Genomic DNA, 16,541 nt, shown 5'->3' with positions numbered 1-16,541 from the left:
TCACCTCTATTCTCTCTTTAGCATACGAGCTTTCATTTCGTCGAGTTTGGATTTTACTGTTCCATCTATTACATCATTTCCAACTCTAACGTATAACCCACCAATTATGCTTTTATCAATTTCCTCTTGAAGAACCACTTTTTTATCATATTTATTCTGTAAATTTTCTGTTAGCTTATTATGCTGTTCTTCTGTAAGGGGAATAACACTTTTAACTTTAGCAATTAAAGTATTATTTCTCTCTAAATGAATTTTTTCCATTTCATTTAGTTTTTCTTTTAAATAAAGGATTCTATCTTTTTCTATAAGTAATAATAGGAAAGATAATAATTCTTCATCAATTTTTCCTTTAAAAATATTTACAAAAGTACTTTTCTTTTTAGATGTACTTATTTGAGGATGTTTTATAACCTCATAAAACTCTGGATTATTGTACACAAGATCGCAGATTTCTCTCAAATCACGTAAATATTCTTCTACCTTACCTTTTTCTTCTCCAACCTGATAAAGAGCTAAAGCATATCTTCTATCCAAATATTCATACATATTAAATACCTACCTTAGCTATAAAGTCATTAATAAGTTTTCTATGTTTTTCCTCATCAATACTTTCTTCTAAAGCTCTTACGGATAGCATTACTGCTAAATCAACAACTTGCTTCTTTAATTCAGCTTCTGCTTTATTTTTTTCTCTTTCAACTTCAACTTTTGCTCTTTCCATTACTACATTTGCTTCTTTATTAGCTTCTTGAAGAATTTCACTGTGAACTTTATCAGCTTTTCTCTTATATTCTTCAGTAATCTTTTTACCTTCTTCTCTTGCTGATTTAAGTATTCTTTCATTTTCAAGCTTAAATATTCTAGCTTTTTCTAAATCTTCATCTGCTCTTATTATCTTATCTTCAATTTCATTTTGTCTATCTTCTATAACATCTTTTACTTTATTAAAGAAGTAGTGCTTTAAAATTGCTAACAAAATAATAAAATTTATTATAGTTCCTACAATCAACGATACGTTTATTTCCATCTCGAAGCCCATGCCTCCCTTCTGGAGTCAATAATTAATTTATAATTCCATTTATTTGTTTATTATTTTATACCTACAAAAATTAATAAGATTGATATTAATAGTCCATATATAGCTGTTGCTTCAGCAAAACCACAACCTATTAATAAAGTAGTAGTTATTTTTCCGCTTTGTTCTGGTTGTCTAGAAATACCTTCTACAGCCTTACCTGTTGCATTTCCTATACCTATACCAGCTCCAATTCCTACTAATACAGCGATACCTGCCCCTAATGCTCTCATTGCAATTTCCATTTTTGTTCCTCCTTAAAATTTAGATATTAATGTTCTGCTACTATTTTTATGTTAATCATGGTCAACATAACAAAAATGACCATTTGTATAACACCATCGAATATATCGAAATATGCATGTAAAAATATTGGTATTCCTATTTGTGCAAAGAAAGAAAGACTTCCTAAAGCTTGATATACCAATTCTATAAGTACTGTTGCTGCCATTATATTACCAAAAAGTCTCAGTGAAAGAGATACAGGTAACATTATTCTTTCCATTATATTTAATGGAAGCATAGCCGCAAATGGCTGACCTAGTCCTAAAAAGTAATGTTTGATCCCTATAGTTTTAATTGCATATGCTTGAACAACCACAAAAGTCATTAAAGCTAATCCTAATGTAACACTATAGTTTTCAGTAGGTGGTGCCACACCTATTAATCCGGTTAAATTTAGCAATAGAATAAAAATCGCTAGTGTGCCTATGTATGGAATAAATCCTACATATTTTTCGCCCATATTTTGAACAACAACACCTTTTATAGCATTATAAAGGACTTCCACAACTGTTTGCTTTTTATTTGGTCTTTTTTTCATACCTTTAGTTGCCCAAAAAGCTAATAAAATAATTATTAACATTATTATCCACTGTATTACAAGTTCTTTAGTAATATCTATTGTAAAATTCCCAACCATAAAAGAATACAATGGTTTTGATTCTTCCATAAGCATAATCACTTCCTTTCTTTAATAAAAATCCAATAAAAAATTAAACATATATGATGAGATATAAATCCACCTAAATATGCTAAAAACATAATTAAGTCATTTGTGAAAGGAATTGCTACTAATATTATTAGTAATATTCTTAACATATATCCTATATTTATGAGAATTGGTTTCTTCAAAAAGTACTTTCCCATAATAATTCCACTAGACATGAAATTTATTAAACCTAAAATTGCACCTATAAAATATGCAAATGCAATTTTTATACCTAATAACGGTAATAATGCTACTGTTATACCCATTATTATTATAATCGTAAACCTAAAATTCTTAACTAGTAGTTCTTTTAAGGATTTATCCATAAGTTTGACTCCTTTTTGTAATGCCTGTGATTATTATATACTGTTAGTTTTTATTAACAAAACATTATATCAGACTAAAATACATCTTATTTCGTCAAATTGCCTTAATAGCTTAAAATACTAAGCTTTATGTCGGGATATCTTACTAATTTTTCTCTTATCTATAATAATAAATAATTCTTGCATCTCAATTCATTATTAAGAATTTTCTGATTATTTTATTTTTATGCAACATTTAGTTTGACAACATTTTCAATTAATATTTTTTTGCTATTTTTTTATGGAAATTACTAATTTCTTGATATATTTTGAATTTAATTAAACTTGCCTCATCAAACATTTTCTTTTTTAAATCCACAATTGAATAATGCCATTCACTTTTATTCACAAAATATTTATCAGTAATTACTTTTAATTTATATATTGAAGCTATCTTTTTATAATTATAGGAGCAAAGAAGGCAGCTAGACCCTTTATACCCTTATTCCATCTCACTTTTTAGGTTAATCAATCCCCTATTTAATAACCTATGTTACTTCACTAAGGAATAAAAAAATACCTATCAAACAAAGATTAAAATCATTGTTTGATAGGTATCTTATATAACTAACTATACTCTTTCAACTATTAAAGCTGTTCCAAGTCCACCACCTATGCATAAAGTAGCTAGACCTTTTTTAGCATCTCTTTTTTCCATTTCGTGAAGTAATGTAACTAATATTCTTGCTCCTGAAGCTCCAACTGGATGACCTAATGCTATAGCTCCCCCATTAACATTAACTTTGCTCATATCAAATTCTAAATCTTTAGCAACTGCTAAACTTTGAGCTGCAAAAGCTTCATTTGATTCTATTAAATCTAAATCACTAACTGTTAATCCTGTTCCTTCTAATGCTTTTTTAGTAGCATGGAATGGTCCATATCCCATTATTGAAGGATCTAATCCTTTTGAACCATAAGAAAGAATTTTTGCTAATGGTTTTATTCCTAATTCCTTAGCCTTATCTGCACTCATAACAATTATTGCTGCTGCTCCATCATTAATTCCTGATGCATTACCAGCTGTCACTATTCCATCTTTCTTAAATGCAGGTCTAAGTTTTCCTAATGATTCTTTAGTTGTTCCGAATCTTGGGAACTCATCAGTATCAAATACTTTTGGTTCTCCTTTTCTTTGTGGAATAACTACTGGAACTATTTCATCTTTAAATCTTCCTGATTTTATAGCTTCTTCTGCTTTTTGTTGAGAAGCTGCTGAGAAAGCATCTAATTCGTCTCTAGTAAGTCCCCATTGTTCTCCTATATTTTCAGCTGTAACTCCCATGTGGTAGTCATTGAATGCATCCCATAGAGCATCATTTATCATAGAGTCAACCATTTTTCCATCGCCCATTCTTTGACCCCATCTTGATGATTTTAATAAATATGGAGCTTGTGACATATTTTCCATACCACCAGCAACTACTACATCTGCATCTCCAGCTTTAATCATTTGAGCTGCTAGAGCAACTGCTCTTAATCCTGATCCACATACTTTATTTATTGTCATAGCTGGTACTTCTAATGGTAATCCTGCCTTTACAGCTGATTGTCTTGCAACATTTTGACCTAATCCAGCTTGAATAACATTTCCTAATACAACTTCATCAACATTTTCAGGGTTTATTCCTGCTCTTTTAACTGCTTCTTTTACTACAATTGCACCTAAATCTGCTGCTGATACGTCCTTTAAGCTTCCTCCAAAGGTTCCTAATGCAGTTCTAACTGCACTTACAATAACAACTTCTCTCATTTTGATAACCCTCCCACGGATATATTTAAAGATTTTATTTTCATTTATAACTTCTCTTTTATTATAACTTCTATTTTATCTTTAATCAAGATTTTTGATAAAAAAATAACAAACTTTTATCTCTATAAGCTTATTATTTATTTCTATATATACAATTTTGTATATATTAATTTCCTTATTTATATTATTTTAAATATTTACTACCATTATATCATAGTTAGTTAGATAATTTTATATCAATATTTTAGCCAGAAATCTGGTTATCTGGATTTCTGGTTATATGGTTATTAAACATAATGTAAAAATCCAACTAATTCTCTTGATTAAAATAAAAAACTCAGACTTATAGCTGAGTTTTTACTTTAATTATTTTTAAATTCCTCTATTTCTTTATCGCTTAATCCAAAATATTTTTCTATAGCATCCACTATTCTTTCAGATGCTTTACCATCTCCATATGGATTAACAGATTTGCTCATTTTTTCGTAAGCTTCTTTATCTCTTATTAAATCGTTAGCTTCTTTAATTATAGTCTCTACATCTGTTCCAACAAGCTTTACGGTTCCAGCTTCTACAGCCTCTGGTCTTTCTGTCACATCTCTTAAAACTAATACAGGTTTTCCTAAGTGAGGAGCTTCTTCTTGTAATCCTCCTGAATCAGTCATTACCATAAAGCACTTATTCATAAGATTATGAGTTTCTTTTGTATCCTGAGGGGTAAGTAAGTGAACTCTTTCTTTGTCATTTAGATGTTTATATACTACATCTTTTACGACTGGATTTAGATGCACTAAGTAAACTAATTCTACGTCTTTATTTTCTTCTACTATAGTTTTTAAAGCAGTGCATATATTTTCTATTCCCTCTCCCCAATTTTCTCTTCTATGAGCTGTTATCATTATTACTTTCTTTTTGTTAAAGTCTATGTGATTAAGCTCTTCTGTTTCAAATACATATTCTTCTTTTACTGTATGCTCCATAGCATCTATAACAGTGTTTCCTGTAACATATATATCTTCTTCTTTTACGCCTTCTCTTAAAAGATTGTTTTTAGATCCTACCGTTGGAGCAAAGTGTATATCTGCCAAAGCTCCTGTAAGCTTTCTATTCATCTCTTCTGGAAAAGGAAAATATTTATCAAAGGTTCTTAGTCCAGCTTCTACATGCCCAACCTTTATCTGTTTATAAAAAGCTGCAAGTGCTCCACCAAATGTTGTAGTAGTATCACCATGAACTAATATCATATCGGGCTTCTCTTCTTCAAAAACTTCTTCTAAACCTTCTAACACTTTGGTGGTTATTCCTGTTAGAGTTTGCTTACTCTTCATTATGTTTAAGTCATAATCTGTCTTAATATCAAAATAATTTAAAACTTGGTCTAGCATTTCTCTATGTTGTGCTGTTACACATACCTTTGAAACTATGCCTTCTCTTTTTTCTAATTCTTTTACTAATGGTGCCATTTTTATTGCTTCTGGTCTTGTACCAAATATAGTAAATATTTTTATCTTTTTCATGTTTCCTCCATTAGGATTAATATCCTTTAACCTCATAATTTAACGACTCATCGTTTTCTATCCACTCATCTACATAGAATATTTTAAATTCATCTTTAGAGTTTCTTATTATTATCTTTTCAATTCCAGAATTAATTATTAATCTTTTGCACATGGAACAAGAATTGGCATCTTTTACATATTCTTTTGTTTTTGAGTCTTTTCCTACTAAATATAAAGTTGCACCTATCATATCTCTTCTAGCTGCACTTATTATGGCATTAGCTTCGCTATGTACACTTCTACAAAGCTCGTAATGAGTTCCTCTTGGAACATTTAGTTTTTCTCTAACACATGTTCCTATGTCAAGACAATTCTTTCTTCCTCTAGGTGCTCCAGTATAACCCGTAGATATAATCTCATCATTTTTTACAATTATAGATCCATAGTTTCTTCTTAAACACGTTCCTCTTTCTAAAACGGTTTCTGCTATATCCAGATAATAATTGTATTTATCTCTCCGCTCCATTATCCCACCTCAAAGAATATTTTGATATAATTATAAAATAAATCTGCCTTAATGTAAATAAAGGTTGGATTAACCAACCTCATTTACTTAAATCTATTTTTTACTTTGTGCCAAATAATCTGTCTCCAGCATCACCTAGACCTGGAACTATGTAGCCATGTTCGTTTAATTTTTCATCTATTGCCCCAACATATATATCTACATCTGGATGTGTTTCTTGTACATATTTGATTCCTTCTGGAGCTGATATTAAACATACAAGTCTAAGGTTTTTAGCCCCTTTTTCTTTAAGTAATGTTAAAGCATCTGCTGCTGATCCACCAGTTGCAAGCATAGGATCTACTACCATTATATCTCTTTCAGCTATATCTTGTGGCAATTTGCAGAAGTATTCTACTGGTTTAAGAGTTTCTTCATCTCTATATAATCCAATGTGTCCAACTTTTGCAGCTGGTATTAATTTCAGCATACCATCAACCATACCAAGACCTGCTCTTAATATAGGAACTATTGCCAATTTCTTTCCTGATAAAACTCTGTGTTTAGTTTTACATATAGGTGTTTCTATTTCAACATATTCTGTTTGAAGATCTCTAGTAACTTCATAAGCCATTAACATTGAAACTTCTTCTACAAGCTCTCTAAAGTCTTTAGCCCCTGTATTTTTGTCTCTTATAAGCGCCATCTTGTGGAATATTAATGGGTGGTTTAATTGTGTTAATTTGCTCATTTAAAAATCCTCCTAATATTATCTATAATATTTTTCTTCTATTTTTGTTATTTTGTCTATTCTATTTTGATGTCTATCTCCTTGAAATTTAGAATTTAAGAAGGTATCAACTATATCTATTGCAAGTCCTGGACCAACAACTCTTTCTCCTAATGCTAAAATATTAGCATTATTATGTTCTCTTGTTGCATGTGCACTAAAAGTGTCACTACATAATGCAGCCCTTACTCCTGGAACTTTATTTGCAGCTATACTGATTCCTATACCAGTTCCACATATTAAAATTCCAAAATCGTATTCCTTGCTTACTACAGCTTCTGCTACATTTAAAGCATAATCTGGATAGTCGCAAGATTCCTTAGTAAAGGTTCCATAATCCTTATATTCAATTGATTTACTTTCTAAATAATTGATTATTTCACCTTTTAAATTGTATCCACCATGATCACAGCCAATTGCTATCTTCATCGTTATACACCTCCATATTAAATTTGTGGTTATCTATCCAAAAAAAAGAAGAAAAAGTATCTAAAGAATACCTTCTTCCTCTTTAATTTTTAGCAATAATTTATTTATTAACTTTTCTAATTGAGAATATGTCTTCTCATAAATAGCTAAGTCTCCACCATATGGGTCTATTACATCCCCATTTTCACCTACATACTCACAAAGTGTATAAACTTTTTGAGAACCATAAGTTAGAGCATCTATTAATGCTCTTTTCATTGATGAAGTCATAGTTAGAATTATATTGGCCTCATCTAATTCTATATTAGTTAACTGCACTGCTTTTCTATTTGAGAAATCAACTCCTAAATTTGAAAAAATAAGTTCCTTAGAGTTATTAGATGTTTTACTACCAGGAAATACGCTAATTCCAGCAGAATGAGCTATTATATCTTTACTTTTATTCAAATTATTAAATATAGCTTCAGCTATAGGACTTCTGCAAGTGTTTCCTGTACAAACAAAAAGAATCTTTTTCATCAAAACCTCCATTAAACTTCTAAAATATCGTAAGCAGCAGCTTTTTTTAACCTATTCATTATAGCAATTCCTAAATCTTTTTCTTCATATCCTTCTGCGAGGATTATATCTACACCTTTATCATCAAAACTTCTTAAAGCTTCAAAAAGGTTTTTTGCTATCTCATCCAATTTCTTTCTTGACCCTAAAGAAATTATTTCAACCTGATTAGAATAATAGTTAATGTGCTCATCACAAGTCATTACTCCAACCCTTAATTTATTGTCTATATAATTTTGCAACAAATCTTTAATTTTTTCAATAGTTTTTTCTGTATTTCCATTTATTATTTTGATTTTAGCTTTAGGAGCATAGTGTCTGTACTTCATTCCTGGTGCTTTTGGTTTTATATTTTCATTACTTTTTTTCATTATTGCAGGATCTATATATATTCTTTCATCTATCTCTTTAAGCATTTCCAAAGTAATTCCACCTGGTCTTAAAATACAAGGAGGATCTACACTTAAATCTAATATTGTAGATTCTACACCTACATCGCTTCTACTTCCGCCTAATATGTATTCAATCTTTCCCTCTAAGTCTTCAATACATCTTTCTACATCTGTAGGGCTTGGTCTACCTGAAATATTAGCTGATGGTGCTGCTATTGGTGTACCTGAACTTTCTATTAACTTTAAAGCAATCTCGTTACTAGGCATCCTCACTCCTACTGTATCTAAATTGGCAGAAGTCACATCAGGTATTATATCCTTTTTCTTAAATATTAAAGTTAATGGTCCTGGCCAAAACCTATCCATAATTTTATTTGCAATACTTGGAATTTCCTGAACTAGGCTTTCAAGATTTTTGTTAGCTACATGAATTATAAGAGGATTATCTTGAGGTCTTCCTTTTGCTTCAAATATCTTTTTTACAGCTAGTGGATTTAACGCGTCTGCTCCCAATCCATAAACTGTTTCTGTAGGAAATGCAACAACTCCTCCCTCTTTAATTACACTTGCTGCCTCTTCTATGTATTTAATATTTTTGTGTATATCTTTAATTATAGAAATTTTAGTATCCATATTATTCTCCTTAAATCTCTTTTTGACCTCTAGCTATTTTTATGTTCTCTATAGCATCAAGTGTATATGTAGCTTTAACACAATTTTTAAAAATAATATCTAATAAATTATACTTTACTAAAGAACCTTTTCTAATAATTAGAAAATAAAACATATTCTCTGGATCTAATTTTTTTATTTTTATGTATTCTTCATTTACCATCGGATACTTTTTTAGGAATCCTTGAGTTATAGGTTTATAACTTCTATTTTTAAATCTTACTGTTGATATTATTATTATTTCCATATCATCTTTTGATTTTTCTGTGTGAACTAATTGTACTTTATCGCACAATATCAGAAGTTCTTTTGAAAATAATCCACACTTATATTTCAATTTATTGTTATGGCAGCTAAACTCAATTTTCTCCCAGTTAACTTTATGTATTAATGCCAGTAATATAAGGGCTTCTATAAAAACTAAATATGCTATAAAAAATGCTTGAGTCATATCTGTTAACAAAACTATAATAGGCAGTAATATAAAAATAAATATCATTAGAATTTTGAATCTTTTAGAGGACTTTTTTTGTTTTTTAATGGCCTTTGATATATTCATAAACTACCTCCTTTAAGATTAACAGTTGATAAAAAAACTCAGCATAGCTGAGTTTTTTATGTTAAGAATTTAGTTGACTTATATGAATTAATAGCTATCGTTATTTCCCATTAACTTCATTTTTTCTGCTTGATCTGCTGTTATTAGAGAGTTTATCATTTCAGTTAAATCTCCATCCATAAAAGCATCTAACTTATATAATGTTAATCCGATTCTGTGATCTGTAATTCTACCTTGTGGATAGTTGTATGTTCTAATTCTTTCAGATCTGTCCCCTGTTCCAACTTGACTCTTTCTATCTTCTGCTATTCCAGCTGTTCTTTCTGCCTCTGCTATTTCAAATAATCTAGATCTTAATATCTTCATAGCTTTTTCTTTATTTTTAAGTTGTGATTTTTCATCTTGGCAAGCAACTACAAGTCCTGATGGAATATGTGTTATTCTTACAGCAGAGTCTGTAGTATTTACCGATTGACCCCCATTACCTGAAGATCTATAAACATCTATTCTTAAGTCTTTTTCACTTATTTCAACTTCAACATCATCAACTTCTGGAAGAACTGCTACAGTAGCTGTTGAAGTGTGTATTCTTCCTGATGATTCTGTGTCTGGAACTCTTTGTACTCTGTGTACTCCACTTTCATACTTAAGTTTAGAGTAAGCTCCATCTCCTTTAATCATAAATACAACTTCTTTGAAACCACCAATATCTGTTTCATTTACACTCATAAGTTCGACTTTCCATCTTTGAGTTTCTGCATACCTTGTGTACATTCTAAAAAGATTATATCCAAATAGAGCCGCTTCCTCTCCACCTGCTCCTCCTCTTATTTCCACAAATACGTTTTTATCATCATTTGGGTCTTTAGGAAGTAATAAAATTTGAATTTCATTAGCTAGAATTTCTTCTCTTTCCGTTAATTCTCTTATTTCTTCTTGAATCATTTCTTTCATCTCTTTGTCATTTTCAGAACCAAGCATTTCTTTGTTTACTTCTAGGTCTTCAGTTGCAGCTTTATATTCTCTATATTTATTAACTATTATCTCTAAATCAGCATGTTCCTTACAAAGTTTTCTCCACTCATTTTGGTTTGCCATAATAGATGGATCACTTATTTTTACTGATAACTCATCATATTTATTCTCTATAAAATTTAATCTGTCTAGTAACATTATTATCACTCCGTACAATTATTTTTAAACTAATCTATAGTATAATTTTTCACATCTAATTATTATATCATAATTGATTATTTCTAATCAACTTTTCTTATTCCAATTACTATTCTATCTAAATTAGCCATATCTTTTTTAACATATACATCAGTATATCCGTTAGATTCCATTATTTTTTTAACCTCTTCTCCTTGATCATGACCAATTTCAAAAGCTAATATACCGTCTTTCTTTAAAACCTTAACGCTGTCTTCTACTATCTTTCTATAAAAGTCTAAACCATCATCACCGCCATCTAAAGCTACCATAGGTTCATAATTTTTAACATCGTCCATCAATGTATCGATTACTTCCTTTTTAATATATGGTGGATTTGAAACTATAATATCATATTCCTCGTTATTATTTATAGGCTTATCTAACAAATCTGAATGTATAAATCTAGCTTTACTCTCCAAAGAAAATTTTCCTATATTTATATTAGTAACTTCTTCTGGTACTTTCTCAATATCTATACAATCTACACTTACATTATTTCTTAAATTTGCTAATGATATACCTATTGCTCCACTACCTGTACATAAATCACATATCTTATATTCTTTATCTTCTTTAATAATATCTAGTAGTTCATGTACTAGTATTTCAGTATCTCCTCTAGGAACAAGAACTCCTTCTTTAATATAAAACTCCATTCCCATAAACTCAGCTGAATTAGTAATATATTTTAAAGGTTTTTTCTTTCTTCTTTCCTCTATATAAGTATTCATTAAACTTTCTTGCTCTTTTGAAACTAGTTCTTCTTTATGTGTAATTATATATAATCTATCTTTACCAATAACTTTTGCTAATAAAAGCTGTGCATCAATAATATAGCTATCTATATCTGCTGTCTTAAGTATTTCTGTAGACTTACCAAGTAATTCTCCAATACTTATTTCTGTTGGCTTTATTCCTTCTGCTTCTTTTAATGCTCTTATAGCAACCTCTATTTGATCATCATCTGGTTCCTTTGTTGTTAATAGTTGTAGTTTTAATCCTGGAGTTGCTACTATTCTAGAAATCACTCCTTCGTTTCTACCTAACCACTTTATTAACTCATAAGTTATTCCAGTAATCAGAGGCAATAATACTATTCTTAAAATTAATCTTTCTCCTACTGAACTAAAACTAGTAAATGAAAATACTATTATACTTATAAACATTATTAAAAAAATGAAATTTGTTCCACATCTAGGATGAAGCCTTGTATGTTTTTTTACATTTTCAACTGTAAGCTCATCGTTGCTAGCATAACATGATATCGTCTTATGCTCTGCTCCATGATATTGATATAACCTTTTTATATCCTCAAGTCTTCCTACCCCTACCATATAAGAGATAAGTATAACTATTCTAATAACTGCCTCTATTATGTTTAAAACAATTGAGGATGTTGTTATCCCTCTAAATAGAGAGGCTATAAAGGTTGGTATTAATACAAAAAGACCCATCGCCATAGCAAAAGAAATAGCTAAACTTATGTATATCAATATATCATTGCTTTTATCACCAAACCTTTTATTAAACCATTCATCAAACTTGGAAGGTTCATCATCTTCGTCAAAAAAGCTAGCCGAGTAATTTAATGACTTTACTCCTAATAACAATGAATCTATAAAAACAAAAAAACCTCTTATAAAAGGTATGTTTAATATTGAATACTTCTTTGTTATAGGAACTTCTTTTGAAAACTCTACTTCAATTTTCCCACTTGGAGTTCGTACTGCTGTAGCTGTCCCCTTAGTACCTCTCATCATTACTCCTTCTATTACTGCTTGGCCTCCTACATCTTCCTTTTTCATACAATCATTCCTTTAATAATTATTTTTTTCTTCCTTTTTATATTTTAAGTAACATTCTCCACATAATGACTCATATTCAACATTATCTATATTGTCTATTGCTATTTGCTCTCCTTCGAAAACATATCTATCATTTATTTTTCTTCCATTTAATATAGCTTTTTTACCACATTTACATATAGTTTTCATCTCTTCTATTGAGTGAGCAATTAATAGTAATCTTTCACTTCCTTCAAAGCCATTCATCAAAAAATCTGTTCTTAAGCCATAACATATTACAGGTATATTCATGGTCACAGCTACTTCAAAAAGACCATCTATATGTTCTTTTTTTAAAAACTGAACTTCATCTACTAAAATACAATGAATTTCTCCATTTGTTTTTTTCTCTTCTTCTAATAAAGTGCATATATTATCTTCATCAGCTATCATTAAATCTACTTTTCTTTCAACACCTAATCTTGATAGAAGTTTTTCACCTGCTTTTTTATCTTTTGAGGGTTTTAATATCAGAACTCTCATACCTCTTTCTTCATAATTATGTGCCACCTGCATTAAGTGAGTAGATTTCCCTGAATTCATAGCACCATATCTAAAATAAAGCTTGCTCATCCCTATACTTCCTCTCATTTCTTTCGTTCTTTTTCGATTATATCACACCTTTAACTTCTATAAAAACATATTTTATGGTTATTACTTTAAGTTTTATTGACAACTCCTATCTATCATGATATATTCTAATAGTTACATTAGGTTACGTGTTATAATTTACTTAATTTGAAAGAGGTGAATATAATGAGAGAAGGCATACATCCAGAATACACTCATGAAGCAGTTGTTAAGTGTGCATGTGGAAATACTTTTACAACAGGTTCTGTTAAACCAGAATTAAAAGTAGAAATATGCTCTAAATGTCATCCATTCTTCACTGGAAAACAAAAAATTGTTGACGTTGGCGGAAGAGTTGATAAATTTAATAAGAGATTCAATCTTAACAAGTAATTTAATTTATCTAGATTTTAATTTCTAGATAGGTTCAGATATGATTCAGGTGGAGTTTTTTCTCCACCTTGAATTATGTTTAATTTAAGGTGGGGAAGACAGGTTCTTTCCCACCTTAAATTTATAAAAACTATTTCTAACTTTTATTATTTACTTTAATTTAAAAAATGTTAAACTATTTATAGAAACGTTACCATCTAGAAAAGTGAGTGAATTGAATGAGAAAAATACTAATTTTAACAACATCCACAGGTCAAGGTCACAATCAAGCAGCTAATTCTTTAAAAGAAGTCTTTAACTCAAGAGGATTTGATGTTGAAACTTATGATTTTTTAAGAAGTAATTCAACTTTTTTAAATAGCACCATTACAAAAGGTTATGAATTTTTAGCATCTACAATTCCCGACCTTTATGGCTTTCTTTATAAAGTTACAGATAAAAAGTACACTAATACATTATTAAAATATGTATTTTGGAATACTGAAAAAAAGCTATATAATTATATTCTTGATACAAAACCAGATTTAATAATAGGTACTCATCCTTTATCTGTAAATATCGTAACTCACTTAAAGAGAAAAAATTTAATTAATATACCTTTTATATCGATAATTACCGATTTTATGGTTCATTATTCTTATATAGATAAATATACTGACAGTTATATAACTGCCAATGAATATACAAAAGAGTATTTATATGCAAGAGGTATTGATAAAGATATAATATATCCTTATGGAATACCTATAAATCCTATATTTTATGATAAAGATATTAGTATTTTAGAAACAAAGGACTCAGAATATTTTAATATCTTGTTGATGGGGGGAAGCATGGGGCTAGACAGTATTTCCCATGTTCTCAAGGAACTTATCAAAAATAAAAACAAACTTAGAATTACAGTGATATGCGGAAACAATACTCATCTAAAATCAAAACTTTTAAGTGAGTATTCTTCAAAAAGCATACCTAATAAAAAACTTCATATTTTAGGCTTTACTAAAGATGTATCTTCAATTATGGATTATTGTGACTTAGTAATCTCAAAACCTGGAGGTCTTACTGTTACTGAATCTTTGGCAAAACAATTGCCTATTATGATACCTTTTGCAATACCTGGACAAGAAGTTCAGAATACATCTTTTTTAACTAAAGCAGGTTGTGCATTATATGTAAAAAACATACGAGACATAAACTCAGATATTAATTTACTTATAGAAAATCCCGATATATTAAACAACATGAAGGATAATATAGCGAAAATAAAAAAACCACAATCAATAGAAAATATCTGTTCTCTTAGTGAAAAGCTAATAGATAACAAAAACACTAGAAATTAATTTCTAGTGTTTTTGTTATCTAAATCGCTTTTTTGGAATACAGCCATAAACTCTTTGTTATTTTTTGTTTTAGATAATATATTTATAAGCTTCTCAGCTATACTTTCTATATTACCATCTCTATACATAACTCTTCTAATTGTGAACGCAACTTCTTTTTCTTCTGGAGTTAAAAGTAAATCTTCTTTTCTAGTTCCAGATTTATATATATCTATAGCTGGGAATATTCTTCTTTCTTGAAGCCTTCTATCTAAGTGAACTTCCATATTACCAGTTCCCTTAAATTCTTCAAATATCATATCATCCATTCTACTTCCCGTTTCAATTAAAGCGGTTGCTAATATAGTAAGACTTCCTCCCTCTTCTATATTTCTTGCCGCCCCAAAAAATTTCTTAGGCATTATTAATGCCCCCGGGTCTAGTCCACCTGATAAAGTTCTTCCTGTAGGGTTTATAGTTAAGTTATAGGCTCTCGCAAGCCTAGTTATGCTATCTAATAATATAACTACATCCTGACCTTGTTCCACCATTCTTTTGGCTCTTTCTAAAACCATTTGTGCAACCTTAGCATGATTTTGAGGTTCTTCATCAAAAGTTGAGTATATAACCTCTCCATTAATACTTCTTTGCATATCTGTTACTTCTTCTGGTCTTTCATCAATTAGTAATACTATTAGTTTAACATCAGGATAATTGCCTGATATATTCTGAGCTACTTTTTTAAGCAGTGTTGTTTTACCAGCCTTAGGAGGAGCTACAATTATTCCTCTTTGTCCCTTTCCAACTGGTGAAATAATATCCATAAGTCTTGAACTTAAATCATTTGGATTACCAGTCTCCAACCTAAGTCTTTCCTTAGGATATATAGGTGTTAATGTTTCAAAAGACTTTCTACCAACAGCCTTATCAGGATTATCTCCGTTTACCTTCTCTACATATATTAAAGCTCTGAATTTTTCGCCTTCCTTAGGTTCTCTCACTTTACCTTCTACCTGATCCCCTGTCCTAAGATTAAATCTTCTTATTTGAGATGGAGATATATATATGTCGTTATCACCAGTTAAATAATTTCTACATCTTAAAAAACCAAAGTTATTATTTTCTAATATTTCTAGAACGCCTTTATCGCTAGCAGCTTCTCCAATATTATCTCTTGGCCTTTCTCTTCTTTCTGTAAACTGAGGTTCTCTCACCTGATTATCCCTAAATGTACTATTAGTTTTCACTTCTTCTTTTACGACTTCTGGTTCACTTACCTTAGGAGTAATTTTTTCTCTTAAAATAACTCCATCCTTTTCTATTAAATTTGGAGAATTTAATAGAATATCTTCTATTATTTCATTTTTCTTTTTTTTAGACAAATTTTTTATACCTAACTCTTTAGCTATTTCCTTTAGCTCAATAAGAGTCATACTTTCATATTTTTCTTTTGACAACATTGCACCTCCGCATTTTTCTATCTTAAAAGGGGATTTTTTTAGAGAAGTATCTCTAATAATAAAGGCGTGAATTTATTAACTAAGACTTTTATCTTATTATTATACCACTTTTTTGTATTTTTAATCCAATAAGAAAACGAGTAAAGTTAAAC

At 29.7% G+C, this 16,541-nt stretch carries 19 protein-coding genes; 2 read left to right on the top strand and 17 right to left on the bottom strand.

What is annotated here, in order from left to right:
* Positions 1–6: 6 nt before the first annotated feature.
* The 16 genes from L1S49_RS15520 to L1S49_RS15445 form a co-directional block, all read right to left on the bottom strand.
* A complete protein-coding gene (locus tag L1S49_RS15520; protein ID WP_073022509.1) occupies positions 7–546 on the bottom strand; it encodes a F0F1 ATP synthase subunit delta in 540 nt (179 codons plus the stop codon).
* A gap of 1 nt (position 547) precedes the next feature.
* Positions 548–1,027 carry a F0F1 ATP synthase subunit B gene (locus L1S49_RS15515; RefSeq protein WP_073022510.1) on the bottom strand — a complete coding sequence of 160 codons (480 nt, stop codon included), beginning with the start codon at positions 1,025–1,027 and terminating at the stop codon, positions 548–550.
* Positions 1,028–1,089: 62 nt separating this feature from the next.
* On the bottom strand, positions 1,090–1,320 hold the full coding sequence (gene atpE / locus L1S49_RS15510) for an ATP synthase F0 subunit C (protein ID WP_021800480.1): 231 nt from the start codon (positions 1,318–1,320) through the stop codon (positions 1,090–1,092).
* A gap of 26 nt (positions 1,321–1,346) precedes the next feature.
* Positions 1,347–2,027: a F0F1 ATP synthase subunit A gene (locus tag L1S49_RS15505; protein WP_073022561.1), complete on the bottom strand. Its 681-nt coding sequence runs from the start codon at positions 2,025–2,027 to the stop codon at positions 1,347–1,349.
* Between the two features lie 8 nt (positions 2,028–2,035).
* Positions 2,036–2,392, bottom strand: a complete 357-nt coding sequence (locus tag L1S49_RS15500; RefSeq protein WP_238906083.1) for a hypothetical protein — start codon at positions 2,390–2,392, stop codon at positions 2,036–2,038.
* 610 nt (positions 2,393–3,002) lie between these two features.
* Positions 3,003–4,184 carry an acetyl-CoA C-acetyltransferase gene (locus L1S49_RS15495; protein ID WP_073022512.1) on the bottom strand — a complete coding sequence of 394 codons (1,182 nt, stop codon included), beginning with the start codon at positions 4,182–4,184 and terminating at the stop codon, positions 3,003–3,005.
* Between the two features lie 362 nt (positions 4,185–4,546).
* Entirely contained in the window at positions 4,547–5,701 is a 1,155-nt protein-coding gene (wecB, locus tag L1S49_RS15490) for a UDP-N-acetylglucosamine 2-epimerase (non-hydrolyzing) (protein ID WP_238906081.1), read from the bottom strand.
* Positions 5,702–5,717: 16 nt separating this feature from the next.
* A complete protein-coding gene (locus L1S49_RS15485) occupies positions 5,718–6,209 on the bottom strand; it encodes a deaminase (RefSeq protein ID WP_021800475.1) in 492 nt (163 codons plus the stop codon).
* A 100-nt stretch (positions 6,210–6,309) separates the two neighbouring features.
* The gene (gene upp, locus L1S49_RS15480; protein ID WP_238906079.1) at positions 6,310–6,939 is read right to left on the bottom strand and encodes a uracil phosphoribosyltransferase; all 630 of its coding nucleotides are present in this window, start codon (positions 6,937–6,939) and stop codon (positions 6,310–6,312) included.
* Between the two features lie 18 nt (positions 6,940–6,957).
* Entirely contained in the window at positions 6,958–7,407 is a 450-nt protein-coding gene (rpiB, locus tag L1S49_RS15475; protein WP_238906077.1) for a ribose 5-phosphate isomerase B, read from the bottom strand.
* A gap of 60 nt (positions 7,408–7,467) precedes the next feature.
* Positions 7,468–7,926 carry a low molecular weight protein arginine phosphatase gene (locus L1S49_RS15470; RefSeq protein WP_238906069.1) on the bottom strand — a complete coding sequence of 153 codons (459 nt, stop codon included), beginning with the start codon at positions 7,924–7,926 and terminating at the stop codon, positions 7,468–7,470.
* A gap of 11 nt (positions 7,927–7,937) precedes the next feature.
* Positions 7,938–8,990 carry an L-threonylcarbamoyladenylate synthase gene (locus tag L1S49_RS15465; RefSeq protein ID WP_238906067.1) on the bottom strand — a complete coding sequence of 351 codons (1,053 nt, stop codon included), beginning with the start codon at positions 8,988–8,990 and terminating at the stop codon, positions 7,938–7,940.
* A 10-nt stretch (positions 8,991–9,000) separates the two neighbouring features.
* Positions 9,001–9,588: a hypothetical protein gene (locus tag L1S49_RS15460; protein ID WP_238906061.1), complete on the bottom strand. Its 588-nt coding sequence runs from the start codon at positions 9,586–9,588 to the stop codon at positions 9,001–9,003.
* Positions 9,589–9,675: 87 nt separating this feature from the next.
* On the bottom strand, positions 9,676–10,761 hold the full coding sequence (prfA, locus tag L1S49_RS15455) for a peptide chain release factor 1 (protein WP_073022517.1): 1,086 nt from the start codon (positions 10,759–10,761) through the stop codon (positions 9,676–9,678).
* Positions 10,762–10,844: 83 nt separating this feature from the next.
* Positions 10,845–12,608: a peptide chain release factor N(5)-glutamine methyltransferase gene (gene prmC / locus L1S49_RS15450; protein ID WP_238906058.1), complete on the bottom strand. Its 1,764-nt coding sequence runs from the start codon at positions 12,606–12,608 to the stop codon at positions 10,845–10,847.
* Between the two features lie 12 nt (positions 12,609–12,620).
* Positions 12,621–13,220 carry a thymidine kinase gene (locus tag L1S49_RS15445; protein ID WP_073022519.1) on the bottom strand — a complete coding sequence of 200 codons (600 nt, stop codon included), beginning with the start codon at positions 13,218–13,220 and terminating at the stop codon, positions 12,621–12,623.
* A 183-nt stretch (positions 13,221–13,403) separates the two neighbouring features.
* Here L1S49_RS15445 and rpmE point away from each other — a divergent pair, with 183 nt between their 5' ends.
* Positions 13,404–13,610 carry a 50S ribosomal protein L31 gene (gene rpmE, locus L1S49_RS15440; protein ID WP_021800466.1) on the top strand — a complete coding sequence of 69 codons (207 nt, stop codon included), beginning with the start codon at positions 13,404–13,406 and terminating at the stop codon, positions 13,608–13,610.
* Between the two features lie 218 nt (positions 13,611–13,828).
* Complete coding sequence (locus L1S49_RS15435; protein ID WP_238906056.1) at positions 13,829–14,950, top strand: glycosyltransferase; 1,122 nt, start codon at positions 13,829–13,831, stop codon at positions 14,948–14,950.
* Here the strand turns inward: L1S49_RS15435 and rho are convergent.
* A complete protein-coding gene (gene rho / locus L1S49_RS15430) occupies positions 14,947–16,386 on the bottom strand; it encodes a transcription termination factor Rho (RefSeq protein ID WP_073022521.1) in 1,440 nt (479 codons plus the stop codon). The two genes, L1S49_RS15435 and rho, sit on opposite strands and share 4 nt — an antisense overlap.
* Positions 16,387–16,541: the final 155 nt, after the last annotated feature.

This window comes from Clostridium sp. YIM B02506 (assembly GCF_022324845.1).
In the GTDB taxonomy this organism is placed as follows: Bacteria; Bacillota; Clostridia; order Clostridiales; family Clostridiaceae; genus Clostridium_T; species Clostridium_T intestinale.
Note: the sequence above shows the minus strand (reverse complement) of the source record. Positions and strands in the feature narration are given on the sequence as shown.

Excerpts from the sequence above, each read along its gene's own strand:
- L1S49_RS15505 (WP_073022561.1), bottom strand. The coding sequence starts at position 2,027 with ATGGAAGAATCAAAACCATTGTATTCTTTTATGGTTGGGAATTTTACA.
- prfA (WP_073022517.1), bottom strand. The coding sequence starts at position 10,761 with ATGTTACTAGACAGATTAAATTTTATAGAGAATAAATATGATGAGTTA.
- L1S49_RS15495 (WP_073022512.1), bottom strand. The coding sequence starts at position 4,184 with ATGAGAGAAGTTGTTATTGTAAGTGCAGTTAGAACTGCATTAGGAACC.
- L1S49_RS15485 (WP_021800475.1), bottom strand. The coding sequence starts at position 6,209 with ATGGAGCGGAGAGATAAATACAATTATTATCTGGATATAGCAGAAACC.
- L1S49_RS15435 (WP_238906056.1), top strand. The coding sequence starts at position 13,829 with ATGAGAAAAATACTAATTTTAACAACATCCACAGGTCAAGGTCACAAT.
- L1S49_RS15515 (WP_073022510.1), bottom strand. The coding sequence starts at position 1,027 with ATGGAAATAAACGTATCGTTGATTGTAGGAACTATAATAAATTTTATT.
- rpmE (WP_021800466.1), top strand. The coding sequence starts at position 13,404 with ATGAGAGAAGGCATACATCCAGAATACACTCATGAAGCAGTTGTTAAG.
- L1S49_RS15500 (WP_238906083.1), bottom strand. The coding sequence starts at position 2,392 with ATGGATAAATCCTTAAAAGAACTACTAGTTAAGAATTTTAGGTTTACG.
- L1S49_RS15445 (WP_073022519.1), bottom strand. The coding sequence starts at position 13,220 with ATGAGCAAGCTTTATTTTAGATATGGTGCTATGAATTCAGGGAAATCT.
- L1S49_RS15520 (WP_073022509.1), bottom strand. The coding sequence starts at position 546 with ATGTATGAATATTTGGATAGAAGATATGCTTTAGCTCTTTATCAGGTT.
- atpE (WP_021800480.1), bottom strand. The coding sequence starts at position 1,320 with ATGGAAATTGCAATGAGAGCATTAGGGGCAGGTATCGCTGTATTAGTA.
- wecB (WP_238906081.1), bottom strand. The coding sequence starts at position 5,701 with ATGAAAAAGATAAAAATATTTACTATATTTGGTACAAGACCAGAAGCA.
- prmC (WP_238906058.1), bottom strand. The coding sequence starts at position 12,608 with ATGAAAAAGGAAGATGTAGGAGGCCAAGCAGTAATAGAAGGAGTAATG.
- rpiB (WP_238906077.1), bottom strand. The coding sequence starts at position 7,407 with ATGAAGATAGCAATTGGCTGTGATCATGGTGGATACAATTTAAAAGGT.
- L1S49_RS15460 (WP_238906061.1), bottom strand. The coding sequence starts at position 9,588 with ATGAATATATCAAAGGCCATTAAAAAACAAAAAAAGTCCTCTAAAAGA.
- L1S49_RS15465 (WP_238906067.1), bottom strand. The coding sequence starts at position 8,990 with ATGGATACTAAAATTTCTATAATTAAAGATATACACAAAAATATTAAA.
- L1S49_RS15470 (WP_238906069.1), bottom strand. The coding sequence starts at position 7,926 with ATGAAAAAGATTCTTTTTGTTTGTACAGGAAACACTTGCAGAAGTCCT.
- upp (WP_238906079.1), bottom strand. The coding sequence starts at position 6,939 with ATGAGCAAATTAACACAATTAAACCACCCATTAATATTCCACAAGATG.